Below are 26,631 nucleotides of genomic sequence, written 5' to 3'. Positions count from 1 at the left end.
TGCTGCGGCAAGCCTCCTGATGCCGTCTGAGGTGCGCCTGACGATCGGTCTATAACCACAGAGAATACGATGTCCAAAACACAATGGTTACTGCGCCAGCTGACTAAACAGCTCTGGTTTCGCAGCTCGCTGTTTGCGGTACTGGCGGTGATAACCGCGCTGGTGGCTATCGCGGTGAAACCGTTTATTCCTGCCTCCGTATCGGGTCTGATTGGCAGTGAGGCCGTGGATGAGATTCTGGCTATCCTCGCTTCCAGTATGCTGGCAGTCACAACGTTTTCGCTGAATATCATGGTGACAGCCTATAACTCCGCGAGCAGCAGCGTGACGCCGCGTGCCACCAGTCTGCTGATGGAAGATCGCACCACGCAGAATGTGCTGGCGACGTTCATCGGCTCGTTTCTCTACAGCCTGGTGGGGATCATCGCGCTGGGTATGGGCGCATACGGCACACAGGGGCGGGTGGTGCTGTTCTTTGTGACGCTGCTGGTGATCGCCATGATTGTGATCACCCTGCTGCGCTGGATCCAGCATCTCGCTAACTTTGGCAGCCTGGGCGAAACCTCTCAGCGCGTTGAGCAGGCAACCCGCGCGGCGCTGACTGAACGATTACAGAACCCCAGCATGGGTGGCTCAGCCTGGCAGGGTGAGCTGCCCGCAGCGGCACTGCCCCATCCGCTTCTGCCGGAAGCTATTGGATACCTGCAGCATATCGATTTGCAACGGCTCAGCGACTGGGCTGAACAGCAGCAGGTGCGCCTCTATCTGGCGGCTCAGCCCGGCAGCTTTGTTCATCCGGGATCGCCCCTGCTGTGGTGCACCCAGCCGATATCTGCAGAAGATCAGGATCATCTGCAGAGTGCATTTACCTCTGGTGAGCAGCGCTCTTATGAGCAGGACCCGCGCTTTGGCCTCTGCGTGCTCGCAGAAATCGCCTCACGCGCACTTTCCCCAGCCGTTAACGATCCCGGCACTGCCATAGATATTATTGGCCGTGCTGTCAGGCTATTCGGCCATCCTGTTCCTCCGGCTTCTGATGAAGTCGCCTGGCCGCGCCTGTTTATCCGGCCCGCCCAAATCAGCGATATGTTTGATGATGTGTTCACCGCTGTCGGGCGCGATGGCGCAGGACTGGCTGAGGTACAAATTCGTCTGCAGAAATCGCTTCAGGCACTGGCGCTGATCGCGCCGCACCGTTACGCCGCTGATGCACAGCGCCATTCCAGGCTTGCACTGGCACGCGCAAATAGGGTCATGAGCTGTGAAGCAGATAAAATCGCCGTGGAGCGTGCAGCCATCTGGGCGAGTTCGGGAAAAACCTCATGCGGTCAGCCTGGTTTTTAAGCACCTGCTGGCGTATCGCTTTTACTCTTCCATACTGATTGTTACATTTGGTCTTCATTCACGTTATGCAGGATACTTATGCCAACATCAGAAACGGACATCCAAAAAAAGCGAAGCCACATCAACCCGCCGGTCTTTTTCACTTCAGCCGCCCTGATTTTTATCCTGGTCGCCTTTGCCGCGCTCTTTCCTGAACAGGCGGATACCCAGCTCACCGCCCTGCAGACGTCGCTGTTTGCTAATGCCAGCTGGTTTTATATTCTCGCCGTTGCGCTGATTTTGCTGACCGTGATCTACCTGGGGGTATCGCGCTATGGTGATATTAAACTCGGGCCCGATCACGCCGAACCTGACTTCAGTTATCACTCCTGGTTTGCCATGTTGTTTTCTGCCGGTATGGGAATAGGGCTGATGTTTTTCGGCGTAGCTGAGCCGGTGATGCACTATATGGCACCGCCGTCAGGCGAGCCGGAAACCGTCAATGCGGCGCGGGAAGCGTTGCGTATCACATTCTTCCACTGGGGCCTGCACGCCTGGTCGATATATGCGATTGTGGCGCTGATCCTGGCGTTCTTTAGCTATCGTCATGGATTACCGCTGACGCTGCGCTCAGCGCTCTATCCGATTATCGGTGACCGCATTTATGGCTGGATGGGGCATGCCGTAGATATTTTTGCGGTGATTGGTACGGTGCTGGGTGTGGCCACCTCACTGGGCTACGGCGTGCTGCAGGTTAACGCCGGCCTTAATCATCTGTTTGGTTTACCGGTCAGCGCTACCATGCAGGTGATTCTGATTGTGGTAATTACTGCACTGGCGACACTGTCCGTTGTCTCCGGGCTGGACAAAGGTATCCGTATTTTATCGGAAATAAACCTCGGTCTGGCGGTGCTGCTGCTGATCCTGGTCGGCACGCTGGGGCCAACGGTGCTGCTGCTGAAGTCGTTTGTGGAGAATACCGGCGGCTATCTTTCCGAACTGGTAACGAAAACGTTCAATCTGTATGCCTATGAGCCTAAATCGAGTAAGTGGCTGGGCGGCTGGACGCTGTTCTACTGGGGATGGTGGCTGGCCTGGTCACCCTTTGTCGGCATGTTCATTGCCCGCGTATCGCGCGGTCGTACCATCCGTGAATTTGTCACCGGCGTACTGTTTGTGCCGGCGGGCTTTACGCTGCTCTGGATGACCTTCTTTGGTAACAGCGCAATCTGGATGATTATGCAGCAGGGCGCCACCGATCTGGCACAGATAGTGATGAGCGATCAAACGCTCGCGCTATTTAATTTTCTGGAGCATTTTCCATTCAGTTTTGCCCTCTCCTGCATTGCCGTCGCCATGGTAGTGGTCTTTTTTGTCACGTCCGCTGACTCCGGGGCGATGGTTGTCGATACGCTTGCTTCAGGGGGCATCGATCAAACGCCAGTCTGGCAGCGTATTTTCTGGTCCGCGCTGATGGGCGTCGTGGCCATCACCTTACTGTTAGCTGGCGGCATGAAAGCGCTGCAGGTTGTGACCATCGCCAGCGCCCTGCCGTTTGCCATCATCCTGCTGATGTCGATGTATGGGTTGCTTAAAGCGCTTCGCATTGATGCCTGGAAGCGAGAGAGCAAACAGATTGCCACCATCGCGCCCACGGCTGCACGTAACCCGATCCCGTGGCAGCGTCGTTTACGTAATATCGCCTATTTCCCGAAACGCTCGCAGGTAAAGCGCTTTATGACTGAGGTGATCTACCCGGCGATGGAGATGGTCGAGCAGGAGCTGGCAAAGCAAAACACCCCGTCGCATACCCGGGCCGATGAAGACGATCGCGTGCGATTTGAGGTGGATCTGGGACAGGAGCTTAACTTCGTTTACGAAGTTCGCGCGCGCCCCTATCTGCAGCCCGCTTTTGCGCTGGCGGGTATGTCAGCCAGCGACAAGGCAGAAGAGCAGAAATATTACCGTGCGGTGGTCTATCTCAAAGAGGGCGGCCAGGATTATGACGTGATGGGCTGGAATCAGGAGCAGATCATTAACGATATCCTCGACCAGTATGAGAAGCACCTGTACTTCCTGCACATTGTGCGTTAATGTGACTGCATGACCAAAGAGGAGCCTGGCTCCTCTTTTTTGTTGTTCGGCCATTTTTTTTGCTGCTATGATGGGCCTCTGCCTTTTTCAGGATGAAACCATGAGCAGCACCCTGACCACCCTTCTCCGCTATAAATTATGGATAGATGCCGCCACCCTGCAGGCAATTTCTGACATTGATGCCGCACAGTTTGCGGAAAAACGTCATCTGGCATTGCGCCTGATGAACCACGTCTATGTCGTGGACGCTATTTTCAAAGCCAACCTCACCGGTGAGCAACACGGTTACACCGCACTGAATACCCCTGAAACGCCTGCCGTTGAAGAACTGATGCACGCTCTGTCGGAGACCACTCGCTGGTACCTGAAGCATGTCGCCACGCTTAATGAAGCCGATCTCGCTCAGGCGATCCGCTTTCGTTTTGTGGATGGTGGCGCCGGAGAAATGCAGGCTGAAGAGATGATCAACCATATGCTGTTTCACGGCACCTACCATCGCGGTGCTGTGGGCTGGCTCTTATCAGAATGCGGCGTTACGCCACCGAAGGATGTGCTGGCGGTCTTTTTGCGAGATCATAATGACTAAGATAACTGCACTTAAAGCGAAATACCCGCAGGCGCTGAGCTGGACGTTTGGTGATTCCCCTGCCCTGGCAGATACCCTGGCGAAACTGATTACAGAGGGCAGGAAAACCGCTACCTGCAGTTCGCTGGCTGCTTTTCAGGATGATGCTGAAGCACCATCTGTCGGCCGCTACAGCATCGTCCTCGACGGCCGCAATCAACCGGTTTGCGTAGTCCGCATCGTCAGTCTGCAGCTGATACGCTTCTGCGACGTCACCGAAGCGTTTGCCCGTAAAGAGGGTGAAGGCGATCTGAGCCTCCGCTACTGGCGTCAGGAGCACCAGCGCTTCTTTGAAAGCAGTGGCGTTTTTGATGAACGTATGGAGCTGGTGGCTGCAGAGTTTGAGCTGATTGAGGTAGTCGCCTGTCAGGCCAGCATTGAGCGTACCTGAATCTCTATTTTCTCTGCATAATTCATCTCCAGCATCAATCAGCAGGGATTATTCAACCTTTCCGGCCCCCTGCGTATCCAGTAGCGCGTAGCCCTGGTTCTGCAGCACGGTCATCGTGGTCAGCGCTGAGGGGGTAGTGATAACGGATGAAGCGACCCAGCGCGGATCGTAATGATGCCACGCCAGCGCCTGACTGCACAGCGTCACTTTTACGCCCGCATCGTTCAGCGCTTTTATCAGCTGCAGGTTAGGATTAGCCGCGCCGAACAGCTTCCGGTAGTGCTGCTCATCCAGCATAGCGGGCGTGGCGCCGCCGTTAACTGCCACCACGCGTCCAGCTGATTAGCCGGCACGCCGGAACGACCGTAAAGATTGATGACGCGCGCCACTTCATTCAGGCCGGGATTAATATCCGCGGCATTGCTGGCCGCCTCGCTCACTTTAAAAACCAGCTTGTAGTGCTGCGTCCTGTCGGGCTGAAAAGCCGCGTCAGGAGTGTCATAAAGCTTACCGTAGCCGGCAACGAGCGGCGTCCCGGGCGTATCCGCATGCACTCCCTGCGTTGCGTAAAGAGAGGCGAGAACAATAAGCGAACAGAAAGAGAAATATCGGGTCATGTGCGTTCCGCATTAGCAAATGGCGGGGTCAGCATAAATTAAAAAACGCCGCTGCAAAGCGGCTGGCCTGTTTTTAAGAGTAATGCACATCCCATGCCGGTCCTGCTGTTGCAACAGCAAAAAGTGCGGTGGCCGCTGAATATTCGCGCGCTTTTCCATTCCCGCTCCATAATTCTTTTGACTATAAACGGAGCCCGGCGATGAAAAATCCAACCCTGTTACAGGCATTTCACTGGTATTACCCCGAAGGCGGCCAGCTCTGGCCTGAGCTGGCCGAACGGGCAGCGCATATGAGCGAATCTGGTATCAATATGATCTGGCTGCCACCAGCCTACAAAGGTGCTTCAGGCGGCAGTTCAGTCGGCTATGACACTTACGATCTGTTTGACCTGGGTGAGTTTGATCAGAAAGGCACCGTTGCCACTAAATATGGAGACAAAGCGCAGCTCCATGCGGCGATTGATACGCTCCATCAGCATCAGATTGCGGTGCTGATGGATGTGGTGGTTAACCACAAAATGGGCGCCGATGAGAAAGAACGCATTCTGGTCAACCGGGTCGACGAGCAGGATCGCTCACAAATCCACGAAGAGGTGGTGGAGTGTGATGCCTGGACGCGCTACACCTTCCCGGTTCGTGCCGGAAAGTATTCAAAGTTTATCTGGGACTACAAGTGCTTCAGCGGCGTTGATCACATCGAAAATCCCGATGAAGATGGCGTGTTTAAGATTGTGAACGACTATACCGGCGAGGGCTGGAACGATCAGGTTGATAATGAACTGGGTAACTTTGATTATCTGATGGGGTCCAATATCGATTTCCGCAACCGCTCGGCGACGGAAGAGATCAAATACTGGGCGCGCTGGATGATGGAAACCACCCAGTGCGACGGATTCCGCCTGGATGCGGTTAAACATATTCCGGCCTGGTTCTACAAAGAGTGGATTGACCATGTACAGGAGGTCTCTGAAAAGCCGCTGTTTATCGTGGCGGAGTACTGGTCGTTTGAGCTGGATAAACTGCAGCAGTATATCAATCAGGTTGAGGGCAAAACGCTGCTCTTCGATGCGCCACTGCATATGAAGTTTCATGAAGCCTCTAAGCAGGGCAGCAGTTACGACATGAGCCAGATTTTCTCCGGTACGCTGGTAGAAGCCGATCCGTTCCACGCCGTTACTATCGTTGCTAACCACGATACACAGCCGCTGCAGGCGCTTGAAGCGCCGGTAGAGGCCTGGTTCAAGCCGCTCGCCTATGCGCTGATTTTGCTGCGTGAAAACGGTGTGCCGTGCGTGTTCTATCCGGATCTCTACGGCGCCAGCTACGAGGATACCGGCAGCGATGGCGAAACGCATCACGTTGAGATGCCGGTGATCGACAAGCTCGATCGGCTGATGATTGCGCGCCAGCGTTTTGCACACGGGGTGCAGACGCTGTGGTTTGATCACCCTAACTGCATCGCATTCAGCCGCAGCGGCACGGAAGATGAGCCAGGCTGCGTGGTCGTGATGTCCAACGGCGACAGCGGAGAGAAAACGCTGACGCTGGGAGAAAATTACGCCGGCAAAAACTGGCGCGATTTCCTTGGCAATCGCGACGAGACGATCACCACCAGTGAACAGGGTGAAGCGGTATTCACCTGCAACGGCGGCAGCGTCAGCGTCTGGGTTATTGAGTAATATCCGTGCGGGCTGCGCCTCTGGCAGCCCGCACGTTGTGCTCTGCAGCAATACGTTTTATGCAAAAAAGGTACGCAGACAATAATGAAAGAGAGCACCCTGCTGGTATTTGATGTCAATGAAACGCTGCTCGATCTGACGTCTCTGGATGATTTTTTTCTGGACACGTTTGGCGATACGCAGGTGATGCGTCAGTGGTTTGCAGAACAGATCCTCTACTCCCAGACGCTCACCTTAAGCGGTCGCTATGTGCCATTTGGTGAACTGGCGGTTGCCGTGTTGAAAATGGTAGCCACTATCCGCAATACAGCGCTCACTCCAGCACAGATAACGCGGTTTCAGGAGGAGATGGCGGCATTACCCGCTCATCCTGATGCGCTGCCCGCGCTGGAAAAACTTCGTACTGCAGGTTTTGAAATGGTGACGTTCACGAACTCATCGGCAGAAGCGGGCAAAAAAGTGCTGGCGCAATCCGGACTGGCACCATTTTTTTCACAGCAGTTCTCCGTTGAGCTGAGCGGCTGTTTCAAACCTGCCGCTGCCGCTTATCAGAGTGTCAGTCAGGCGCTGGATCAGCCTCCTGCTGCGCTCAGAATGATAGCCACGCACGCCTGGGATATTATTGGCGCTATGGCCTGTGGCTGGAAAGGTGCCCTGCTTACCCGCTCCGGTAACGCGCCGCTATTGCTGGGCAAACAGCCCGATATCTGCGGTGATGATTTACAGGCAATAGCAGAACAGATCATTGCAGTTGATAGACAAGCGTAAAACGGCGATGATGATTATCGAAACTTATCAAAAGCGTATCCAGAGTTTAAAGCTCGCCTGACTGAGAGGCAGAAAGGCCGTGGCTCTGATTAAGGATTAAAACCGGCGCTAAATATTTTATCCTTGCGCTGTCAGGCTGCCGTTTGTCCTATTTCACCCGTACTGCTGGAATTTTAGTTACAGCACTCTTTTACCTGTTCAACTCATTCCGGCCCTGCGGGCCGGGCGCGGCGGCGGGTCAGGAGGGGCAACCCTGTTTCAGATCTGCGCCTGAGGTTGAAAAGGTCAGAGAGGGGCAATATGCGTCAGACCAGCACCGGTTAGTGTTTCATGTTAAGGGATGCTGTAACTATTCAGGGCATATATTCAGAGTTATGCAGTTGTGATTTGCCGCCGGCCGGAAAGCACCAGCGGCACCCGTGATTACATGATGCCTGCCACGGATTTCGCCAGCTGCGCTTCCAGCACCGGCTTCGCTTCTTCAAACTTGAGATTGACCTTGTTGGCGTTGGACACCACGCGCGTCTGATACTTCATGCGGTTGCCCTCTTCGCTGCTGGTCTGCAACTTAATGCCCGATGTGCCCTGACGCAGTGCGGCAATGTTGTCAGTGGTCACGGCGTTTTTACTGCGTTCGGAGATCTGCAGATCGGTCACCATGGTGAAGTTAACATCTTCAATCAGCGCATCGGCTGCCATTCCTGCCAGGCCTGCGGCCAGACCGACGCCAAGCATCGCACCACCCGAGTTACCGTTATAGGCCGTAATGCCGGCACCCAGCGCTGCACCGGTAACCGCGCCTTCATAGCCGGTCGCCAGGAAGCCCTGCGACTGGCGCAGATCCATTTTTTCCGCTTTCAGCACGTTAGCCTGAATCCAGTAGAACGCGGTATCGGGCGAGGATGTGACAGTATACCCTTTAGCCTGCAGGTCCTGCGCCAGCAGCGACTGCAGATCGCTCATATCTTTGTCAGAGGTATTACGCACCTGCAGATAGACCGTTTTCTGACTGGAAGGCTCAAGCCATACCGTCTGGCTCATCTGCGTTTTAACTTCAAGATTGCGCTTTTTGATGGCGGTAGTCATGGCGCTGCAGCCGGAAAGAACGATGCAGGAGGCGACGACGGCCGCCACCAGGGGTTTACGATGGTTCATTTACTGCTCCCTGAGAAGAATTAACTGCGGCGCACTCTTGCCCGCAGCACACCTGTAAAACAGGCGCAAACGTACCGGTTTGCGCTAAGGTGGCAGGGAGGAATATCGGCAAAGCGTAAGATAAATTTACGCTTTGAAGAAAATAAATTTGTCAAAAAGGCACCACTATTTCTAATGCATTGAAATAGTAGCTTTTTATAGATGAATTTTCAGATGTGCTCTTTTAATCATTAATAGTGAAGCAGTGTTCACAAAAGGTTCTGTATTGTGGTCTGAGAGATTGCCAGCCCCTTAAAAAGAGCCGGCACGGGGCGCTTATGCCAGATGGAAAGTGGAAACTGAACGGGTCAGATACTGTACCTGCTCTTCAAGCGATGCTGACGCAGCCGCTGACTCCTGTACCAGTGCAGCGTTCTGCTGCGTGACAGAGTCCATTTCAGTCACCGCTTTCTCAATCTGACCGATGCCGCGACTCTGTTCACCTGACGCCACGGAAATATGCTCCATCAAAAGGTTAACGCGGCTTACCGACGCGATGATAGCGCTCATCGCCTCCCCGGTGCGGCTGACCTGCTCCGAGCCGGTGTGGATAATCGCTACCGACTCTGCAATCAGCGTCTCTATCTCTTTGGCTGCCAGCGCGCTGCGCTGTGCCAGATTGCGGACCTCTCCGGCAACCACTGCAAACCCCCTGCCCTGCTCACCCGCTCGCGCTGCTTCCACAGCGGCGTTCAGCGCAAGGATGTTGGTCTGAAACGCGATCCCGTTGATCACCGAGATGATCTCTTCGATTTTTTTCGAGCTGGCGTTGATCAGGTCCATCGACACAATCACCTCACGCGAGACTTTTTCACCTATTTCCGCATTTTGCACCGCCTCGCCTGTCAGGCGGCAGGCTTCAAAGACGTTGTCAGTGTTCTGCTTCACCGTAGCACCCAGCTGTTCCATGCTGGCCGCGGTTTCCGTCAGCGCCGCAGCCTGCTGCTCAGTGCGCGAGGCCAGGTCAACGTTTCCGGCTGCGATTTCGCCCGAGGCGGTGGAGACCGAATGCGCGGAGTCACGTACCTGCATAATGATTTGTGTCAGGGCGAGACGCATCGCTTCCAGCGAGCCCATCAGACTCTGAATTTCACTGCGCGACGCGCCCTTTGCCGGAACAGGGCGGTTAAGCTCGCCGGCGGCGATCAAATCGCAATGCTGTTTTGCCATGCTGAGCGGCAGCAGCACAAAGCGATGCATCAGCAGTGAAATCACAACAATGATGCCGACAAACAGCGCACCAAACAGCACCAGCAGCATCAGGCCGGAGTGAAAGTGACGTTGTGCGTCATCATTGAGCTGGCGTGCATAAGCTTCATGCTGCGCCAGTACCTTATCGAGGATAATTTCATACTGGCGATCGAGACGGACGACGGTCGGGATTTGCGCTTTAAAGCGTGCCTGATCGTGCGCTTCAGCGGCCGCCACCAGCGGCCGGATCCCTTCATCGCGATAGCTGAGATAAGCCTGCCGGTAAGCTTCTGCTTCTGCTGCCTCACCGGCCAGACGCGGGGCATCCATATAGGCCTGAAATGCCGCGTCTGCTTTGACAGCCACCGCTTTAACACTCTCAAGTGACGCTGCTGATGCGGTATCGTCCCCCTCGCTCGCTTTCATATATTCCATCACCCTGACGCGCAGCGTACGGCTGTGGTTGATAGGATCGATAACGGAGAGCACTACGCGGATCTCTTTGTTAACGGCGGTCAGCGAGGCGTTACTGCGCACCAGCAGCCAGCTGCTGATGGCCACGCTGGCCAGAAACAGTACCAGCATCGTGAGGAACACCAGCAGTGAGGATTTTTTCAGCGACATAATTAACTTCCGGTTGAAGGTGGAGAGTTAGTTATATCGGCCCGGCGACGCAACTCATTAGCCGTGAAAGTGTCGCAATCGACTGATTGCGACAGCGTAATTGGTAAGTGCTTAACCGTTATCGCGAAAGCCAGGATAGAGACTCATCCCGCCATCAATAAACAGCGTGGTGCCATGCACGTAGTCGGATAAATCGCTGGCCAGCCATATCACCGCATTACCCACATCTTCCGGATCGCCTACCCGGCCATAGGGAATGAGCTGCAGCAGCTTTTTCTCCGCGTCGCCCTCCGTGGCTTCGGTATTGATTGGGGTTCTGATGGCCCCCGGCGCAATCGAATTAATGCGAATGCGCTCCTCACCCACCTCCTGCGCCAGGCTACGCATCAGCAGATCGACACCCCCTTTAGAGGCGGCATAGTTGATATGGCCAGCCCAAGGGATGAGCTGATGAACCGAACTCATATGAATGATTTTTCCGGCAGCGCGGCTCACGTCCAGACGTTTCTCCTGCTGGCGAAACTGACGCAGCGCTGCCCGGGCACAGAGAAACTGACCGGTGAGATTAACCTGGATAACTTTGTTCCACTCCTCCAGCGTCATCTCGCTGGCTGGCGCATCGCGCTGCAGTCCGGAGTTCGCGACCAGGATATCCAGCCGCCCAAAATGGTTGATGGTTTCAGCAAACAGCGCCTCTACGGCTTTTTCATCAGAGACATCACCCCCTACCGCCACCGCCTTACCGCCGCGCTGCCGGATCGCTTCTGCCAGCGCCTCGGCAGGCTCCTGCTGGCTGTTATAGTTGACTACCACCGCTGCACCCGCCGCAGCCAGCGCTTCGGCGCAGGCGTAGCCAAGCCCTGAACTGGCGCCGGTAACCAGCGCAACCTGTTTCTCCAGTGATATCTGCATGCTGTTAATTCCCGTTATGAACAGAGAGGAGGCTGGCAGCGCGTGCCGCCAGCGGCTACAGGAAATCATAGTCGGCGCAGCAGAATTGGTCGCGTCACGGTTCGCCTAAATATTTCATTCTGTAAATTACTGGAAATCTGCGGATTAATAACCAGACTTAAGCAGTCCGGCAGCAGAACTGCTGCATTTACATTCACAGAACGGAGGCAATATGGTAAGCAAATCAGAAATCCTGGATCACGCACAGGTTGTTGACGTCAACGGTGAGCACGTGGGCATTGTCGATCACTTCGAAGGCGAAGATAAAATCAAACTGGCGAAAAGCGATCCGGAAGCGGGCGGTAAGCACCACATCATCCCATTCAGCTGGGTTAAAGAAGTTGATGATAATAAAGTCATTCTTTCCAAATCAAAGGATGACGTTGAAGCCGAGTGGCAGAGCGCATAATCTGTTGTCGGACCGCAGCAGCCCTGCTGCGGTCTGGTTTTTACACGTGTGAAGAGCCCAATACCGGCTGATTCAAAAAGCATTGCTTCTGATACGAAAAGAACTCACGATCCAATCGATAATATCCTTCGACTCTCCTGACAGAATCCTCTCCCGCTACTCCGGCCTCTGAAAAGTCCAATGGCAGAATCCGACTTTTCATTTAATAGATCTGCTGCTTTTACGCTTCACAACATCCTGCTGTGTGCATCACAACGTAACGCAGGCTTTGGTTTCCGCCACGCTTCTGGCTATGATGACATCCAGTCACGACGTAGGTAGAGCCGTAAAGCGTCAGAGCAACACAGGAGGCAGCGATGCTTAGCGACGAACGCCTGCAATATATAGCAGGTAACCCTGATAATAATTCCCCAGAAGCCGTTGAAATGGCGCGCGAAATATTGCGTTATCGCCGCGCACTGGCAGAGCCCTATGCCATTATCGAGCCTTTGGGTATGCAATATCTGGGGGATGGTAACGGCGCCATGGTATTTCCGCCCCGTTATCGTGAAAGAAACGATATCAATCTTTATCGTCTTGATGAAAATGAGATGGCTGACTGAGCCTGACAACGCCTCAATGCCCTGTGATAGACTCGCCGGGAAACCTGCAGCCGGACCGCGTAATGAAAAGTGACCTAGAAGAAAAACTGGCAGAAATAATTATCGGCGAAACAGTAACGGAGCTGCTTGATGCTGGCACTACTATATCCCTGCAAATGCTGCTGGATCGGCTGTATGACAAAGTCAGCAGCAACGCTGATGAAACCTATCTGCGCGCAGCATTACATGTTATTGACGGCATCAGACGCGAAATGCAGTTAACAACAGCTGTTGAGGCTGATAGCGCTGCATCTCACACGGCAGAAGATAACGTGCATTAAGGCAGCGGGCCTTAGCTGCAAAAACTCACATCGGAATTATCCTTTTGTCTCATCTGCTCCAGGCAGATCGCGTAATCCGTGCCAGGCTTATTTAACGTTAAAGCCGTTACTGATAGGGAGAGAATGATGATGAAGGTGTGGATTGCTATTACGTTGATCGCTGCAGCGAGCTGCTCAGTATGGGCTTCAAAGGGTGGTTTTGAGACCTCAGCAGCCATTCCTGCCGCACAGAGCGTGCAGCAGGAATAAAAATCTTAAATACCTTCGTCGTCCGGTGTGCGTCCGACCACTATCTCCAGCGCATTACGCAGTACATCAAGGTGTACAATGTCTGATGTGCTTTCCAGCTCGGCGATAAGATACAGGATAATGGTTTTGCTGGTGACGCGTTTGCCGTGCACAACAATATCGCGGATGACCGCATCCAGCACGGCTGTTTCAGCAGCCAGCTTCTCGCCAGCGTGACGAAAATGGTGAATGATGTCGGCTTCGGTCGTTTGGGTGTGCTGCATTTCTTGCTGCATAGTCTTTCCGTTTAATTCCGCACCAGCGGCTGAGTTACCAGGCTAACTGCCTGAAATAAAGACGGCCATCCGCAGATGGCCGCATCCTGCGGGCTTATTGCCACACTTCGCTTGCGCGAATATATCTCTTAATGCTTTTTACTGCCTGCCTGAACCGACTGTAGCGCCATCACCGGCATATCCTGAGTCTGCCGCGCGCGCGGAAACTCTTTTGCTACTTCATCCAGTGCACACTGCAGTGCCGCCAGCCGTTCAGGATGTGACTCCAGCGCTGCCATTCGCTTCAGAGTAGCAACCAGAGCGGTTGAATTGATACGGCCGGCATCACCGAGCAGTAATGTTACTGCTTCGCCGATAACGATATCAGTCAGTCTTTCCAGGTTACTTCGTTGCATACCCGCTTCTTATATTTGCGTGCCTGCTCCGGCAGTGATATCTGGCTGCCAGTCCGGACAGCCCTGAAAGTGCTGCAGGATAAACTGAACACGCGGTTGAAGGCGTCTCAGCGATCAAACAGCAGCCCGATAAGCGCCTGGTAGTGACGCTCTTCTTCCACACTCGCTGCGACCTCCAGACGACGTAAGAGCTTTGAACAGATCGCTTTGCGATTAAGATTTTTACCCGCACGCAGGATTTCTACCACAATCTGGCCCAACGTTTCCTGCTGTCCCGGTACGGAAACCTTGCTGAAGTAATGGGCAATATCATTTGCTGTAGTTGGATAGTTCGCAATGTCCTGGCGCATGGGGAACCTCTGTAATGGTTGAAATATACTCATCGCTCAATGAGCGTAAAGTTATACAACATTGATAAACTTGTACAGCGATTGTGTATATCCCCTGGCTTGATTTTTTTGCAAAAAATGCTAAGCACTATTTATCATGGGGTTATAAATGAAAATAAGGATAAGTAAGTTGTACAGCTATATCAGCAGCTTCGATAAAAAAGCAGTAACTGATGCAGAAAGCTTGTAGGCAATGCTTTGTCTTCAGAAAGAGGATGCTATCCCTGCATGAATTGTTAATCATCAGAAAAATAAATTGTATAGGTGACTGTAACTTATAGATATTTATTAGATCCAGACCAGTCTGCGGCCGCTCTTACAAATCAACGCTGTACACATCGCTACGCATCGTTTACTTTGCGCACGACCCCTCTATTAACTTTCAGGTATTTCAATGCGCCAGGACGGACTGCCTTCTGAAAATACAATCGGGCTGACTGGCTACTTCAGCAGGGTAACGCACCCCTGCCAGATTGAAATGCTGGGCAGGATCACTGTCGAAATCCTTCGTCAGGAGCGACGTCTTACCCGAACTGCAGTGTGCCTTAAATTGATCGGCTGGCTGGACAGCACCGAGGATGCCGTAGAGGCTGCGCATCTGCGCGAGCTGCTCGCTATGCTGTTTGGCCGTTAATAACATTAATCATGCTGCCAGCCCGCTTTTGCGGGCTGTTTTGTATTCACTTTTTTCCGCCTGCCCTTTGTTAACGGGATAAAAAAGTCATTCACTCCGCTGAATGCCTCCTGGGGTTGCCATACACTTGTGAGTAGGTAGACTAGTCTACCTACTCACAACGCCATTGGGGCTGACAATGACGCAACAGTCTGCTGATTCAGAAACGGCTTATGAAAAGCTGCTCAACGCCGCACGCATTCTTTTTTACAACCACGGAATAGGCGGCACAGGCATTGATGCGATTGTGAAACGGGCTGGCGTCGCAAAGAAAAGCCTGTACAACAACTTTGCCTCTAAAGATGAACTGGTAGCGGCTTATCTCAGGGTGCGGCATGAAGAGTGGCTGGCGCTGTATGAAAAGCGGCGTCAGATCGCTACGACGCCCCGGGAGCGGGTTCTGGCCGTCTTTAAAGCGTATGAAGATCACGCTGAGTATGCTTATGAACACGGCTTTCGCGGCTGCGGGCTGCTGAATGCCGCTGCAGAGTTGCCTGCCGGAGCACCGGGACGCCAGGCTGTACGTGAACACAAAGAGGAAGTTGAAGCGATTCTGGCTTCGCATCTGGCTGAGCTGATACACGGAGAGGAAAAAAATGCCGGCCTGGTGGCAAAGCATTTCGCCTTCCTGCTGGAAGGCAGCATCTCCCGGGCAGGCCTGGAAGGGAGCAGTCACTGTGTGGCACAGGCCCGCGCGATGGCTGAACAGATGATGGAGGCGTGCTGATGCTTTCATCGGGACAACGGCTGGGCGGCATAACGGGCGTGCTGGTGGCCGCCATCCTCTGGGGTACCACCGGCACGGCGGCTACCTTCGCCCCTGAGCTGAGTCCGCTGGCGATTGGGGCCGTAGCGATGGGCATCGGCGGTTTATTACAGGGGCTTATTGCGGCTGGCACACTTCTTCGTCAGCGCCGGCTTATTGCCGCACAGTGGCACTTTCTGGTCACCGGCGCGCTCGCGGTTGCCGTGTATCCCCTTGCCTTCTATGCCTCAATGCGTTATGCCGGCGTCACAACTGGCACGGTGATTTCGATTGGTTCGGCTCCGCTTCTTTCAGCTCTGATTGAGTATCGCTTCGACGGCGGGCGCCTGACAAAGCAGTGGCTGTGCGGCGCAGTGCCGGGGATCGCCGGAATGATACTGCTCTGCCTGGCGCAGAGCAGCGGAGAGGCTGAGGCTGCCGGCAACGAACACGCCCTGAGCGGTATCGCTCTGGGTCTGCTGGCAGGGTTTACCTACGCGTTCTATTCGTGGTCGGCGCGACGCCTGATGCAGGCGGGTGTGGCATCCGGCGCGGCCATGGGAGCAACGTTTGGTGCGGGCGGCATCCTGCTGATGCCCGTACTGTTTATGACGGGTGCTCCGCTACTGGCGAGCTGGAACACTGCGGCTGTCGGGATCTACATGGCCCTGATCCCGATGTTTGTCGGCTATCTCTGCTACGGCTATGGCCTGGCGCGTATCCCCGCCAGCATGGCCACCACCATCACCCTGCTCGAACCGGTGATTGCGGCGTTGCTGGCGGTTCTGCTGGTGGGTGAAAGGCTGCCCTTTGCCGGCTGGGCAGGTGTCAGTCTGATCGTCGTCTGCCTCGGCATTATTACCGCGCCGGCAAAGAAGCATTTGCTCAAAGATCCCCGTTTATTAAGTTAATAACAACTGGTACAGGTATCAAGGCGAGAATGAACTATCGCCTTGATAAATTCAATTTCGCTAACATAAAGGGGGAAATTTCATAATGGCAATGGCAGCACTTAAAACATTATAATTAGATATGATGCCGCCACCAATCATAAATAAATTCAAACCACCTTCAACTTAACACGTGAGTTAATAAAACATCCTTTTACCTACGCACTTCTATGATTGAATTCATAATTAATAACTCCATTTTAAAGGTAATTTCTGCCACCCCCTTAGCTTTACAGAATTTCAATAAGTTAAAATAAAAACCATAATAAACATAAAGCCAAATAAAATATATAACAACAAAACTAACCAAGCGCTTTATTGATCTTCATGTTTATTATTAACACCATTGAAATTAGTAAGAAATTAAAAAAAACCAAACCACTTTATAATAATGTATATAGGAACAAGGCTTGGATATTAGGATTCAGCACATTGAAAATAAATAAAAAATAAAAAAAACCTATAACTGATGGGACGAATAAAAAAATCAAAAAAATATCAAGAACAGCAAGATGTTGACAAAAAAACAAAAAACCCAACCCCCTAATAATTCAAACTTATCGGCGAGAAAAAAATTAAGCCATTTGATAACACCCTAATTGATTAGAGATCGAAAATATTAAAAACACCATTAAGCATCGGGAAATATTAATATATTGGCGCTACATCTTAGACTTACCAGCATAAAAAAATTAGCTCCTGCACAATACCGGTTTATTTTAGTAACCTAATTTTTAATAACGCTAGGAAATAACTTGTAAACAGCTTCAAATGAATAGGATCCACGGCAGCCATGGCAGCTCCTCAACAGGTTGTAATGGTTAGCTGGTTGTAGAGGGGTTCAGCCTGTGCAATCAGCGACTAAGTACTTCAGTTTGAGTTATGTCTTCGCTATTACTCTCCTCACGGTCGTGGTAAATCTTTAGGTAACGGACGGACTGCATCGTCCATCCTGCTCTGATATTCAGTATGACTTGCTTCCGCCCTGACGTCCTGACCGCTCAGATGACGCTCAGTTGCGCGCACGTTTGCCATGTGCTGCTGATCGCTGACGCTGAAAGAATGTTCGTCCCGTTTCGTGACGTTTCTCACCGCGCCGGCATAAAGCACGCGGTTAACGGCAGCCGGGTCCCCCTGTAAAACAGTATTCTCACCGCTGCGCCAGGCAATCAGTTCGGCAGCCAGATCGTTGTTATGACGGTCAGACGCTGCGTCAGCGGCTGCGTAAACCTCAACCCTGTTGCCAAAGTCGGTTACTGCAGGTTTACCGTCGCGCAGATAGGTCACCGTACCGTCTCGTAATAACGCTGTGTCATGCGCGCTGGATTTGAATGTCGGTACGTCTTCAGCCGGCCCGAAATGAATAACAGCGTTTGGCTCCGGCCAGGCAGATTGACGTTTCGACGCTGCACGCTTTTCACGATAGGCCCATCCGCGCATCTGACTGATTGCGGCGACGTCGCCGTTAAGCGCTTCCTGTTCAACCCACGACTTCCAGGTCAGGTGACGCGCCTGTCCGGTTTCTTTCAGCGTCTGCCGCTCTTCACGCAGCTGCAGTCTCAGCTTTGCTGCTGCCTTCATCTTCTCAAACTCAGCAACCCGATACATCAGCCTGCGCATCAGCGGATCCCGGACGGCCTGACGCACGTTCGCCTTCGTAGCCACGCAGTGAGCGGATATCTGCCGGAAGCGTTCGCCCGCGCGCAGGTCGGGTCTTTCCCAGCCGGCGCGATAAGCATCATAGCGCGTGCGCAGGATGTCGCGGGCAACGGCTCTCGCTTCGCGACGTTCACGGCGGGCCTCTCCGTCACGGACGTGCAGCTGCGGCAGATAAAACTTATCAACCATGAGCATGCCGGCCTCATGATTTTCCGGGTCGGATGCGGGCGGTGCGGGCAGGAAACTGCCGTGCTTTGCTTCCATCGCCTGCAGACCGATAGCCGGATGAATGTCTGATGCTTTCACGCTGATGCTGTCAGGATTGAGCAGATCGAAAACGGCGAGGCCGCCGTTCTGTTCCCGCACGCCAAGCCCGCGTGTATACATGACGTTGTGAAGCAGCGGCCAGCTGAGACTGCCCTCTTCGGACAGGTCGCTGATCATCTGACGCGTCTCGCGAACGGCGTAGCGTGAAGGCTTTCCTTATCGGAAAAGATTTCTCTTTTAGCTGCGCCGCGCGGCGCTGAAGGCAGCGCACGACGCGTGCGGTACAGGCTGCCGTCCCCGCTCATTTCCCAGCTGCCGTTGTCCACGTTGAAGCCTAAATCGCGCTCCAGCACGCGGCAGGCTTTCTGCAGCGTGTCTGCATCGTTCCACATATTCTGTGCGCGGAACGTGACCGGATGAACGCGGTTAGCGGACACGTGACAGTGAACGTTATCGGTATCTTTATGAATCGCGGCAACGTACTGATGATCTGCCATCCCCAGCTGCGCCATGCTGTAGCGCACTGAGGTAAAGACGGCGTCAGGAGAAGGATTTTCGTCGCTCTGCCACGAGAGAATAAAGTGATAAACCGCATCCTTACAGTGGCGGTTCTGCATCGCGGTCATGTTCATTTCTGACGCTGCGGCTTCAAGCGAAAAGCAGTTGGTTTCGCACAGCACTTCACCTGAAAGCACGCGCTGAATGCCCTCAGGTGAAATGCTGATAATTTCAGAAGCGGGTGATGCGTTCTTACGGCCCACGTAGTCAACCAGCTGGCCAAACCCGGGAGTCGCTGCAGGACCGGCATCCGAAGTATGCGCAGATTCAGGCTTCACCTGTTCGGCATTTTTGTTTTCTTCGCGCGTGCTGACGTATTCAACGAGCTTTCTGAAGCTGGTCTTTTTGTCGCGACGTTTTGGCGGGATGATGACGTTCATCAGTCCTTAATGTCCTCTGCAGGAACCGGCGCCATATCAAGCGCATTGATGGCGTGAGTGATGCTGGTCAGTACGCCGGAAAACTGCTGGCTGAGTTCGGTTGTCATGTTGTCCTTCATCTGGGTATAGAGGTGCTTTTGCAGACCTCCCAGGCGGAGAAGTTCGTTCATCATCCGGATATCCGTACGCACCGTAATGCGGCGGTTCAGAGCGGTGCGGCGCAGGTACTCAGACGTTGTAAGTCCCGCTGCTGCAGCCTTTTTCAGGATGGCTTCATACTCTGCTTCGTTGCAGCGGCATTTAACCAGTTTTTCCCTCTGACGCTTTTCGCTTTTCGACATAACCCAACCTCTGCGCATTATCCGGGTCTCGGGGCGGAAGCCCTGAGCAGGTCGTTTTGAGAATCACTGCCAGCATGCTGGCGGTGGTCACAAAACATTTCCTGTCCGATGTTTTAAACTGTAAAAGGTATTTTGCCACTTGCCTGTTCAGAAGTAAACCGGCGTCATACGGAATGATAGGCTGGAAATGGTAATAAAAATCCAGCAAAATCGGCCCTTTACCAATAAGAAGGAAACTGAAATGGCGGCACGTAATGTTTTCACGCAGCAGGAACTGGATGAGGCGCGCAGAAAGCTGGAAAATCTACCCGATTTAACGCCTCAGCGCATAACGAGAGAGGGCGCACTGGAAAATCTTAAAGACACCATTCTGGTACTGGCAAAAGAGAAAGGTTATACGGTAGCGGATATCAAGTCGGCACTGGATGCCATGAACTTTCGTTTCAGTGAGAAAGCAATTTCTGCTGTGGTAAACGAGGGAAGTGGCAAGAAAAAACGACTTCAGCGTAAGTCTGATCCGGCACAGCAAAAAACTACATCGCAGGATAACCAACCTCTCTCATGAAAATATCCGGCCGGTATTACGATTACCTGCCGGAATTTCTCAATATCAATGGCAGACGTTGAACCTTGCCAGAAGATCGGCTTACCCTTCGGGTTAACTGTTCATAGCTTCCGAAATATCCATGATGGTAATTTTCATTTTATTCAGTCCCACTGTGCGGTTTCATCGGATTCTGTAGCAAAGTGCATACGGGCGGTTTTCAGTGCGCTGTCAAAAGATATTTTATTTTCTTCCGGCCAGCAATGCGCACATAAGTGCATAAAGTCTGTCAGAAGATCGGTGACAGCAGTCTCTGCCGGTTCGGTACTGTTTCCGATCCCCGTTTGGTCTGCAAAATTCAGCAGTGCGGATGCAGCCAGGCTGATGCGCCGGGCTTTATCGTTTACCTTTTCAGAAGCTTCTGCCCGTTGTGAAAGTGCCTGTAAATCAAGGATTGTGAATATATTTTTAGAAGTTGAAGCGGTCAGTAAGTTGATGGATTCAGATTTCATTGTGAAGACCTCTGTAATGCTGTGATGTTCAGAATGCGACAGGAAAAACAACGTCATGGGGCCAGATTTACTCCGGCCCCTCTGCGCATCAGGCGCAGACTTTGCGGTTGTAAATCACCTTAAAATCAGTGTATTCAGGACCGTCCCGCAATGGCTCCAGCCGCACCACGTTCTCTGCAACGCCGTTCATGGTCAGCACTCGCTCTATGCCTGCGTGCCAGTCTTCTTCCGCGTTCAGCGGAAACCAGAGGTTACTGTTAATCCCGCTCAGCAGCGGATCTGAGCAGACGTGCATGCCGCGACCGTATCGGGTATTTTCGCTAACCGTGACGATCAGTTCTCCGCGTACATTACGCGGATAAGACGCACAAACCAGCTGCTTTACCACGTCGTCCCAGCCCCACTCCTTATCATCCGGGACAGGCAATTCGAGGGAACGAAGAGACTTACATCCCGCCCGCGCCATGCTTTTCGCCAGCCCTAATACGGAAGGCTCGCCGCAGCTCGCGTCTGCGCCGGTGATCCACTTTCCGTGGTGATAAAACGCTTCATCGCCGTTATCCAGGCGGATAAAGGTGTACTCACCCAGCACGCGGATGATCTCGTTCTGTGTTACAGTTTCCAGCGCTAAAGGCAGATTCAGGGGCGTTGTGATGCTCATGCTGCGCCTCCATCAGGGTGTTTACTGTGGTCATAAACTGCTGCCACAGGGCAAAAGGCATGGCGGGCACGTGCGCCAGCTGGCCGGTGCGTAAGGCATTTACAAAACGCAGCGCATGTGCGACGATTTGCGGGTCGAAAATCATATTACTATCCTATGTATCTGGTCTTTGATAAGGCAGCCAGCCCGAACTGGCCGCCGTGAATAAAGCAGGGGCTACCCTGCTTTTTTTACGCCTGTGCGTTGCCGCCCTGCTCCAGCTCAGTGGTCATCCACTGGCTCGCCCTGAGCCACGCCTTTTCACCATGAAGCCCGAAATATTTCAGCGAAATACGGCCCGCCTCCGCCCAGACTTCTGACAGCTCAGCCGGAAGCACTACTGAATTTTCCGGCACCTGATGCGCCACCGACTCAGCTAATTTACTGATGATATGCGTCATAAATTCACGGCGCTGTTTGAGCGTCATCGGAACGTCATTCAGATCAGTCAGCTTCGTCAGCTGATCATGCAAAGGCTGACGCATGCCCCGGCTGTTAATGTATTTGCGCAGCCAGTAACCGGCGTCATGCTCAAAGCTGAAAGCGCGCCAGATAAGGCTGCCTGACGGCTCGCGCACGACCAGACGAAGATGGCTGCCCTGATCGTCTTCAATGAAGACGTTGGTGAAGGCTGCCGCGATGTTTCTGGCCTGCTCGCGCGTAAATGCGCCGTCACCCAGCGCCGCTACGCAGCGCATTTCAGTGGTGGTGCCGTTCTGGGTTGAAGTCATGATGTGCTCCTGTCTGAAATTAATGATCCGGCTGACCGCCGCGCGGTGCCCGAAAAGCCCTTCTCTGACGCGGGTTTCTTCTTCCCGGTCTGGCCTTTCGCGGCAAAGGGCAAAGGAGCAACGACGAAGAGAGGGCATAAAGGGGCGACGACAGAAAGTTTTTGCGGCCCCTGGCGAAAAGTTTCTGGCGGCGTGCATTTCACCCCTTTCTGCCTGAACCGGCGGTGCTACGACCAGCCCTCCGCGCAAGGGCTGGCCGGAAAGCAGAGGAGCGTCAGAAGGGACGTTTCAGACCGCCCTGCGGGCTGGCCTTAAAGGCCCGGCGGGGTTCGCCGGGACGGTGAAAGCGACGGCGAAGCCGGCAGCTGCCGTTGACCTTTGCCATCAGACCCTAGCCGTCAGGCCCGGAACGCGGTCCTTTGCGGTCCGGCGGAGCTTGCCGGCTTTGCCGGTTAGCGGAGTGGGGCTCGACGACCCGGCTTGCCGGGGAGCCGAAGGGGGCCATGGCCCGTAACGTACGGGTGTGTATTATTTCAGGAGAGAAATGGCAGAAGCACAACAGCAGGAATAAAGAGAGCAGGACAGAGAGACGCCTGTCTCATATGAGTAAGCGCATGCGACGGAAGAAAGCCGGTGCGTCAGCTCAGGTTTTTACCGGCATAGCCGCGAATGTTATCCCTGCGCGCGCAATCTTATGCGGTACAGCGAAACCGCCACAATGGCCGCACCCATTATCATGGAAAAAAGCGGCAGCAGCAGCCCGTGGGATGCAGAGTACAGCATGATGTCAGCGTCTTCCTGTCCGCCCGCCGCCGGGTCAGCCAGCAGGTTCATACCGCCCCAGACGCACAGAAATACGCCCCCTGCAGGAACGATCATCGCAAGAAGTTTCATCACTAACCAGTCACCCGCTGGCTGCGGGTGCTTTGCGGCCAGCAAGCGCGCCACCACGAAGCACATCGCGTAGCCGCACCAGTATGTCAGGCTGCCTGTCTCGCCCGGCGCCAGGAACTGAAAAACCAGCGCATAACCCAGGCTTAGCAGGGGACCCAGCATTAAAAAACTCATCATCGTCTTCTCTCGCGCCGCGCGGTCAGGCAGCGCCAATATCGTCTTATGCAGATGCCGGGAATATCGTATGGATCCGCGTTACAGCTGCGCGAGCGTCCGCAGCGTGTCCGGGTTCTGCTGAACCATGCGGATCAGCAGGACGGCCTGAGCGTTAGGCTTGGCTCTGCCCTGCTCCCAGTTCTGATAGGTGGTCTCGCCCGTATGCAGATAGTGTGCGAAAACCGCCTGTGACAGGTTAAGTTTTTCGCGCACGTCGCGCAGCTCCTGCGGCTCGATAGTGACAGGTGCACGCTTGCTGACCTTGTAAGTCTTGAGCGTGATTTTCCCGTCCTGGTGATCTCTCAGCTCCTGCATGCCCGTCATCAGCTCACTGAAAATGTCACGTTCAGTCATGTCTCAGCCCCTTTTTAATCACGTTAAGCGCCTCCGCCAGGGCGTCGCGCTGCTGTTTGGTCAGATCGTCGCGTTGATCCTTATCGTAGATGGTAAACAGGATGAACTGGCCTTTTTCGTTCGTCCAGTAATAGATAACCCTGATCCCGCCTCGTGTGCCTTTGTTCCGGCGCTCGTCCCTGAACCGGACTTTACGCAGGCCACCCGTATCCGGGATCACGTCGCCCTTTTCGGGGTCAGCCAGCAACATATTCTGAAACAGCCTGAACTGATCGTCGTTCAGGTAGTCAGCCCGGTATTTCTGAAAGCTGGAAAGCTCAATAAATGTCGCGTGCATGGTTTTTCCCTGTCCCCAACTAAGGGATATTATATCCCTTAGTTGGGGACGATTCAACGATTATCCCTGATGAAACCCGGTACAGATATTGCCGCCAGCTTGTTAGGAATGAGCCAGCGGTTCATGTCTTTCTGCGCCCTGTCCATGTGCAGGGACCGCAGGTGAATTTCGCCCGCCACCTCACAGGCAACGTCTCCGGCGTACGGCTGCAGGGTTTCCAGACCGTTCAGCGACGGAAACCGGCGCGCCCACGCGGCGATCATGTTCTTCAGATCATTTTCCGGCACGCTGTCACACCAGGCGGCGAACCAGCCGCGCAGCGTGTCCGGCGTGCGGAAGGCCAGCTCTGTTTCAGCCTGCCGGATTCGGTTCTCCAGCTGGCGCTCCCGGTAGTCAGCCGCCTGCCGTTCGCGCCGGGTGACGTGGTTAACGCTCTTATCGGCAGCATGTTTCGCACGCTCTGCCCGGCGGAAAACCGCCTCCGGAAACAGAACGGTTGCCAGCTCGCCCGGCAATGGCAGCGGACACACTTCACCCGCCGAACAGAGAAACTCATCCAGGGCGCTTTCCCACTCCGGCAGCGGCGCGCGTTTTTCGCGCGGGCGCAGGTAAATGCCCCGGATGCGGTTCAGTGCGTGCACACTGACGCGGCTCCTGCCACTCAGTTGCTTCATAAACGCGGCGGCGTAAGGATGACGAGCAAGCCGGGTGCCGCGCTGTTGCGCGTGCTCGACCAGTGCAATGGCCTGAAGCGCGGCCTGACGCTCAGGCAGCAGGGTAACCAGTGCGTGTGATTTCGGGATCATGCGGCGTGCCCTCCCATCCGAAGCGCGGCGACCAGCTCACCGGCACCAGTGAAGCCCGCCCGCGTGTACTCTGTGATTTTTTTGAGCGTGGCGTGCATCACCGCAGGTTCAAACCGGTAGCTGACGCACAGCCGTACACTGGACCGGGTGCGGAGATCGTTAAGTACCACACTCCACAGCGGCGAAGTCGCCGACGGACTCACCAGCTCGACGGCAAGTCCAGCCGCATCGGCGCGGGTCAATCGCAGGTGAACCGGGTACGCCCCGCCCCACTCGCCGCGCATCTCGCAGTCAGTGCGCCAGCAGTCCGGCAGCTGTAGCACGTAAAGAACGGCCCCGGTCAGGCGCTGACGGAAGGTTTCGCCCCGATCGCGGTAGGCTTCAAAATCGCAGGCGGTGAAAGCCTGCAGGGTGTTAAGCGTAAATTTTTCTTCTTGAGTCATGGGATTCAGCTCTGTCTCAGGGGCATAGATCCGGCCCGGGTATCGGGCCGGAAGAGGCGCTGGCAGGGGAAAACCTGCCAGCCAGGGTGCAACGGTTACCCGTTGAGTTGCCCCCGCTCAGCCAGTGAAACAGTTTCGTTCCCGGCCACAATGATATGGTCAATCAGGCGCACAGCGACCAGCTCAAGGGCCTTTTGCAAGCGTCCGGTTATCGTGATGTCTGCCCGGGATGGTTCATTCTTAAACGAGGGGTGATTGTGGCTCACGACAACCGCCGACGCGTTAAGCTGTAGCGCCCTGTACACCACCTCCCGAGGATGAATTTCGACGCTTGAAACAGATCCCTGAAACAATTCTTCGTAGGCAAGCAGCTGATGCTGATTATTCAGAAAAGCGACCGCAAAAATTTCCCGTTCGCGCCAGGCAAGTTTTGCGCTGAAAAAAGCCGCAGATACTTCAGATGAGGAAAAAAATGTCCCGGTGGGATAGCGATGATCGATAGCACGCGCGGCTTCTTCCAGGATCTGGCTCTCTGTGGCCATAACGTAATTTCCCTGCGCATCACGGATCTGAAGGCGGGTGAAAAAACGGACGTTATCACTGACGCTCTCCAGGCAAAGCCCGGGGGATTCGGTCGCAGTGTCGGCAGCGTTCTGCTCGTTCTGACTGGACATCATCTCAACGGCCGCACGGGCGGCGATTGAATCCGGGGTGACGTTTACGAGTGTGTTTTGCATGGCATGGCTCCTTAAATCCGGCTGAGTAATTGCAGCTCGCGCTGCGGACCCGAAAAAGACTTTCTCTGACGCGGGTTTCTTCTTCCCGGTCTGGCCTTTCGCGGCAAAGGGCAAAGGAGCAACGACGAAGTGAGGGCAGAAAGGGGCGACGACTGAAAGTTTTTGCGTCCCCTGGCGAAAAGTTTCTGGCGGCGTGCATTTCACCCCTTTTTGCCTGAGCCGGCGGTGCTACGACCAGCCCTCCGCGCAAGGTCTGGCCGGAAGGCAGAGGAGCGTCAGAAGGGATGTTTCAGACCGCCCCGCGGGCTGGCTTTAAAGGCCCGGCGTAGTTTGCCGGGACGGTGAAAGCAACGGCGAAGCCGGCAGCAGCCGTTGAACCTGGACATCAGACCGAAACCGCTTGCGGCCGAAACCCGCAGGGGTTCGGTGGCGCTTGGCGGCTTGCCGCTTAGCGACATAGGGCTTGACGACCCGGCCTGCCGGGGAGCCGAAGGGGGCGCAAAGTCAGTTTTCTGGTTTGCTCTCTGACTGAATCAGCAAACGAAAACAGCAGCCGGTTTGTGAAAAAACCGACTCAAAAACCTGGTTCGCTGCATAAAAACCGGCTTAACTGCATCATCAGCGCTGTGAGACAGACTCACCAGTGGGTGCGGGAGCCCAGCGCCTGCCGGCGCGGGGCTCCCGCAGG

The 26,631-nt window shown here is 54.2% G+C and carries 31 protein-coding genes and 1 pseudogene; 13 read left to right on the top strand and 19 right to left on the bottom strand.

The features are described from left to right. The first annotated feature begins 69 nt into the window (after nucleotides 1-69). The 4 genes from HA43_RS09775 to HA43_RS09760 all read left to right on the top strand — a co-directional run bounded on the left by HA43_RS09775 (nucleotide 70) and on the right by HA43_RS09760 (nucleotide 4,433). Nucleotides 70-1,344: a DUF2254 domain-containing protein gene (locus HA43_RS09775; RefSeq protein ID WP_094111560.1), complete on the top strand. Its 1,275-nt coding sequence runs from the start codon at nucleotides 70-72 to the stop codon at nucleotides 1,342-1,344. A 78-nt stretch (nucleotides 1,345-1,422) separates the two neighbouring features. Further along, nucleotides 1,423-3,417, top strand: a complete 1,995-nt coding sequence (locus HA43_RS09770; protein WP_094111559.1) for a BCCT family transporter — start codon at nucleotides 1,423-1,425, stop codon at nucleotides 3,415-3,417. A 100-nt stretch (nucleotides 3,418-3,517) separates the two neighbouring features. Continuing rightward, nucleotides 3,518-4,003, top strand: a complete 486-nt coding sequence (locus HA43_RS09765; RefSeq protein WP_094111558.1) for a DinB family protein — start codon at nucleotides 3,518-3,520, stop codon at nucleotides 4,001-4,003. Next, complete coding sequence (locus HA43_RS09760) at nucleotides 3,996-4,433, top strand: ASCH domain-containing protein (protein WP_094111557.1); 438 nt, start codon at nucleotides 3,996-3,998, stop codon at nucleotides 4,431-4,433. Before HA43_RS09765 ends, HA43_RS09760 begins: the two co-directional genes overlap by 8 nt. A gap of 48 nt (nucleotides 4,434-4,481) precedes the next feature. Here the strand turns inward: HA43_RS09760 and HA43_RS09755 are convergent, their stop codons facing one another. After that, on the bottom strand, nucleotides 4,482-4,760 hold the full coding sequence (locus HA43_RS09755; protein ID WP_128083804.1) for a DsrE family protein: 279 nt from the start codon (nucleotides 4,758-4,760) through the stop codon (nucleotides 4,482-4,484). 490 nt (nucleotides 4,761-5,250) lie between these two features. Between HA43_RS09755 and amyA the strand changes: the two genes are divergently transcribed. Both amyA and HA43_RS09745 read left to right on the top strand, forming a co-directional pair. After that, a complete protein-coding gene (gene amyA, locus HA43_RS09750; RefSeq protein WP_094111555.1) occupies nucleotides 5,251-6,729 on the top strand; it encodes an alpha-amylase in 1,479 nt (492 codons plus the stop codon). A gap of 84 nt (nucleotides 6,730-6,813) precedes the next feature. Continuing rightward, a complete protein-coding gene (locus HA43_RS09745) occupies nucleotides 6,814-7,497 on the top strand; it encodes a haloacid dehalogenase type II (RefSeq protein WP_094111554.1) in 684 nt (227 codons plus the stop codon). A 423-nt stretch (nucleotides 7,498-7,920) separates the two neighbouring features. Here the strand turns inward: HA43_RS09745 and traT are convergent, their stop codons facing one another. The 3 genes from traT to HA43_RS09730 form a co-directional block, all read right to left on the bottom strand. Beyond that, nucleotides 7,921-8,652 carry a complement resistance protein TraT gene (gene traT, locus HA43_RS09740; RefSeq protein WP_065647990.1) on the bottom strand — a complete coding sequence of 244 codons (732 nt, stop codon included), beginning with the start codon at nucleotides 8,650-8,652 and terminating at the stop codon, nucleotides 7,921-7,923. Nucleotides 8,653-8,967: 315 nt separating this feature from the next. After that, nucleotides 8,968-10,506 (bottom strand): methyl-accepting chemotaxis protein, encoded by a 1,539-nt coding sequence (locus HA43_RS09735; protein WP_094111553.1) that lies wholly within the window; start codon nucleotides 10,504-10,506, stop codon nucleotides 8,968-8,970. Between the two features lie 111 nt (nucleotides 10,507-10,617). After that, nucleotides 10,618-11,418: a glucose 1-dehydrogenase gene (locus HA43_RS09730; RefSeq protein WP_065647988.1), complete on the bottom strand. Its 801-nt coding sequence runs from the start codon at nucleotides 11,416-11,418 to the stop codon at nucleotides 10,618-10,620. Nucleotides 11,419-11,629: 211 nt separating this feature from the next. Between HA43_RS09730 and HA43_RS09725 the strand changes: the two genes are divergently transcribed. The 3 genes from HA43_RS09725 to HA43_RS09715 all read left to right on the top strand — a co-directional run bounded on the left by HA43_RS09725 (nucleotide 11,630) and on the right by HA43_RS09715 (nucleotide 12,788). After that, a complete protein-coding gene (locus HA43_RS09725) occupies nucleotides 11,630-11,866 on the top strand; it encodes a DUF2171 domain-containing protein (protein WP_065647987.1) in 237 nt (78 codons plus the stop codon). 356 nt (nucleotides 11,867-12,222) lie between these two features. Then, nucleotides 12,223-12,468, top strand: coding sequence for a hypothetical protein (locus HA43_RS09720; RefSeq protein ID WP_040113408.1), 246 nt, complete (start codon nucleotides 12,223-12,225; stop codon nucleotides 12,466-12,468). 62 nt (nucleotides 12,469-12,530) lie between these two features. After that, a complete protein-coding gene (locus tag HA43_RS09715; protein WP_065647986.1) occupies nucleotides 12,531-12,788 on the top strand; it encodes a hypothetical protein in 258 nt (85 codons plus the stop codon). 254 nt (nucleotides 12,789-13,042) lie between these two features. Here the strand turns inward: HA43_RS09715 and HA43_RS09710 are convergent, their stop codons facing one another. The 3 genes from HA43_RS09710 to ycgZ form a co-directional block, all read right to left on the bottom strand. Next, entirely contained in the window at nucleotides 13,043-13,300 is a 258-nt protein-coding gene (locus HA43_RS09710) for a biofilm/acid-resistance regulator YmgB/AriR (RefSeq protein WP_065648047.1), read from the bottom strand. Nucleotides 13,301-13,440: 140 nt separating this feature from the next. Further along, complete coding sequence (locus HA43_RS09705) at nucleotides 13,441-13,707, bottom strand: hypothetical protein (RefSeq protein WP_065647985.1); 267 nt, start codon at nucleotides 13,705-13,707, stop codon at nucleotides 13,441-13,443. A 107-nt stretch (nucleotides 13,708-13,814) separates the two neighbouring features. Beyond that, the gene (ycgZ, locus tag HA43_RS09700; RefSeq protein WP_065647984.1) at nucleotides 13,815-14,057 is read right to left on the bottom strand and encodes a regulatory protein YcgZ; all 243 of its coding nucleotides are present in this window, start codon (nucleotides 14,055-14,057) and stop codon (nucleotides 13,815-13,817) included. A 433-nt stretch (nucleotides 14,058-14,490) separates the two neighbouring features. On the opposite strand from ycgZ, the gene HA43_RS09695 reads away from it, so the two are divergent. The 3 genes from HA43_RS09695 to HA43_RS09685 all read left to right on the top strand — a co-directional run bounded on the left by HA43_RS09695 (nucleotide 14,491) and on the right by HA43_RS09685 (nucleotide 16,425). After that, entirely contained in the window at nucleotides 14,491-14,730 is a 240-nt protein-coding gene (locus HA43_RS09695; RefSeq protein WP_094111552.1) for a biofilm development regulator YmgB/AriR family protein, read from the top strand. A gap of 178 nt (nucleotides 14,731-14,908) precedes the next feature. After that, complete coding sequence (locus HA43_RS09690; protein WP_065647982.1) at nucleotides 14,909-15,496, top strand: TetR/AcrR family transcriptional regulator; 588 nt, start codon at nucleotides 14,909-14,911, stop codon at nucleotides 15,494-15,496. Beyond that, the gene (locus HA43_RS09685; protein WP_084798743.1) at nucleotides 15,496-16,425 is read left to right on the top strand and encodes a DMT family transporter; all 930 of its coding nucleotides are present in this window, start codon (nucleotides 15,496-15,498) and stop codon (nucleotides 16,423-16,425) included. The genes HA43_RS09690 and HA43_RS09685 overlap by 1 nt, the downstream gene beginning before the upstream one ends. A gap of 942 nt (nucleotides 16,426-17,367) precedes the next feature. Here HA43_RS09685 and HA43_RS19210 read toward each other — a convergent pair. Genes HA43_RS19210 through mobA form a run of 3 tightly spaced genes read right to left on the bottom strand, consistent with a single transcriptional unit; the run spans nucleotide 17,368 to nucleotide 19,669 of the window. Further along, nucleotides 17,368-18,567, bottom strand: a complete 1,200-nt coding sequence (locus HA43_RS19210) for an LPD7 domain-containing protein (protein WP_244555226.1) — start codon at nucleotides 18,565-18,567, stop codon at nucleotides 17,368-17,370. Further along, nucleotides 18,564-19,328: a relaxase/mobilization nuclease domain-containing protein gene (locus HA43_RS19205; protein WP_244555225.1), complete on the bottom strand. Its 765-nt coding sequence runs from the start codon at nucleotides 19,326-19,328 to the stop codon at nucleotides 18,564-18,566. The genes HA43_RS19210 and HA43_RS19205 overlap by 4 nt, the downstream gene beginning before the upstream one ends. Next, nucleotides 19,328-19,669 (bottom strand): plasmid mobilization protein MobA, encoded by a 342-nt coding sequence (gene mobA / locus HA43_RS09675; protein ID WP_094111551.1) that lies wholly within the window; start codon nucleotides 19,667-19,669, stop codon nucleotides 19,328-19,330. Before mobA ends, HA43_RS19205 begins: the two co-directional genes overlap by 1 nt. 241 nt (nucleotides 19,670-19,910) lie before the next feature. Here mobA and HA43_RS09670 point away from each other — a divergent pair, with 241 nt between their 5' ends. Beyond that, the gene (locus tag HA43_RS09670; protein WP_094111550.1) at nucleotides 19,911-20,234 is read left to right on the top strand and encodes a DUF3368 domain-containing protein; all 324 of its coding nucleotides are present in this window, start codon (nucleotides 19,911-19,913) and stop codon (nucleotides 20,232-20,234) included. A gap of 143 nt (nucleotides 20,235-20,377) precedes the next feature. On the opposite strand, the gene HA43_RS09665 is transcribed toward HA43_RS09670, so the two are convergent. The 9 genes and pseudogenes from HA43_RS09665 to radC form a co-directional block, all read right to left on the bottom strand. Beyond that, a complete protein-coding gene (locus HA43_RS09665; protein WP_094111549.1) occupies nucleotides 20,378-20,782 on the bottom strand; it encodes a hypothetical protein in 405 nt (134 codons plus the stop codon). 31 nt (nucleotides 20,783-20,813) lie between these two features. Further along, nucleotides 20,814-21,386 (bottom strand): hypothetical protein, encoded by a 573-nt coding sequence (locus HA43_RS09660; RefSeq protein ID WP_094111548.1) that lies wholly within the window; start codon nucleotides 21,384-21,386, stop codon nucleotides 20,814-20,816. A gap of 521 nt (nucleotides 21,387-21,907) precedes the next feature. Beyond that, nucleotides 21,908-22,123, bottom strand: a pseudogene (locus tag HA43_RS19360) (DUF905 family protein); the annotation flags it as partial. Between the two features lie 705 nt (nucleotides 22,124-22,828). Beyond that, a complete protein-coding gene (locus HA43_RS09645) occupies nucleotides 22,829-23,263 on the bottom strand; it encodes a hypothetical protein (protein ID WP_128083803.1) in 435 nt (144 codons plus the stop codon). A gap of 42 nt (nucleotides 23,264-23,305) precedes the next feature. Further along, the gene (locus tag HA43_RS09640; protein ID WP_094111545.1) at nucleotides 23,306-23,620 is read right to left on the bottom strand and encodes a helix-turn-helix domain-containing protein; all 315 of its coding nucleotides are present in this window, start codon (nucleotides 23,618-23,620) and stop codon (nucleotides 23,306-23,308) included. Continuing rightward, entirely contained in the window at nucleotides 23,613-23,957 is a 345-nt protein-coding gene (locus HA43_RS09635; RefSeq protein WP_094111544.1) for a toxin, read from the bottom strand. The genes HA43_RS09640 and HA43_RS09635 overlap by 8 nt, the downstream gene beginning before the upstream one ends. A gap of 53 nt (nucleotides 23,958-24,010) precedes the next feature. Beyond that, a complete protein-coding gene (locus tag HA43_RS09630; RefSeq protein WP_094111543.1) occupies nucleotides 24,011-24,763 on the bottom strand; it encodes a plasmid SOS inhibition protein A in 753 nt (250 codons plus the stop codon). Continuing rightward, the gene (locus HA43_RS09625) at nucleotides 24,760-25,206 is read right to left on the bottom strand and encodes a conjugation system SOS inhibitor PsiB family protein (protein WP_094111542.1); all 447 of its coding nucleotides are present in this window, start codon (nucleotides 25,204-25,206) and stop codon (nucleotides 24,760-24,762) included. The genes HA43_RS09630 and HA43_RS09625 overlap by 4 nt, the downstream gene beginning before the upstream one ends. Nucleotides 25,207-25,301: 95 nt before the next feature. Beyond that, nucleotides 25,302-25,943 carry a RadC family protein gene (gene radC / locus HA43_RS09620; protein WP_244555224.1) on the bottom strand — a complete coding sequence of 214 codons (642 nt, stop codon included), beginning with the start codon at nucleotides 25,941-25,943 and terminating at the stop codon, nucleotides 25,302-25,304. Nucleotides 25,944-26,631: the final 688 nt, after the last annotated feature.

This window comes from Pantoea eucrina (genome assembly GCF_002095385.1).
Classification (GTDB): Bacteria; Pseudomonadota; Gammaproteobacteria; order Enterobacterales; family Enterobacteriaceae; genus Pantoea; species Pantoea eucrina.
The sequence above is the reverse complement of the archived record's forward strand: the minus strand, read 5'-3'. Positions and strand labels throughout refer to the sequence as shown.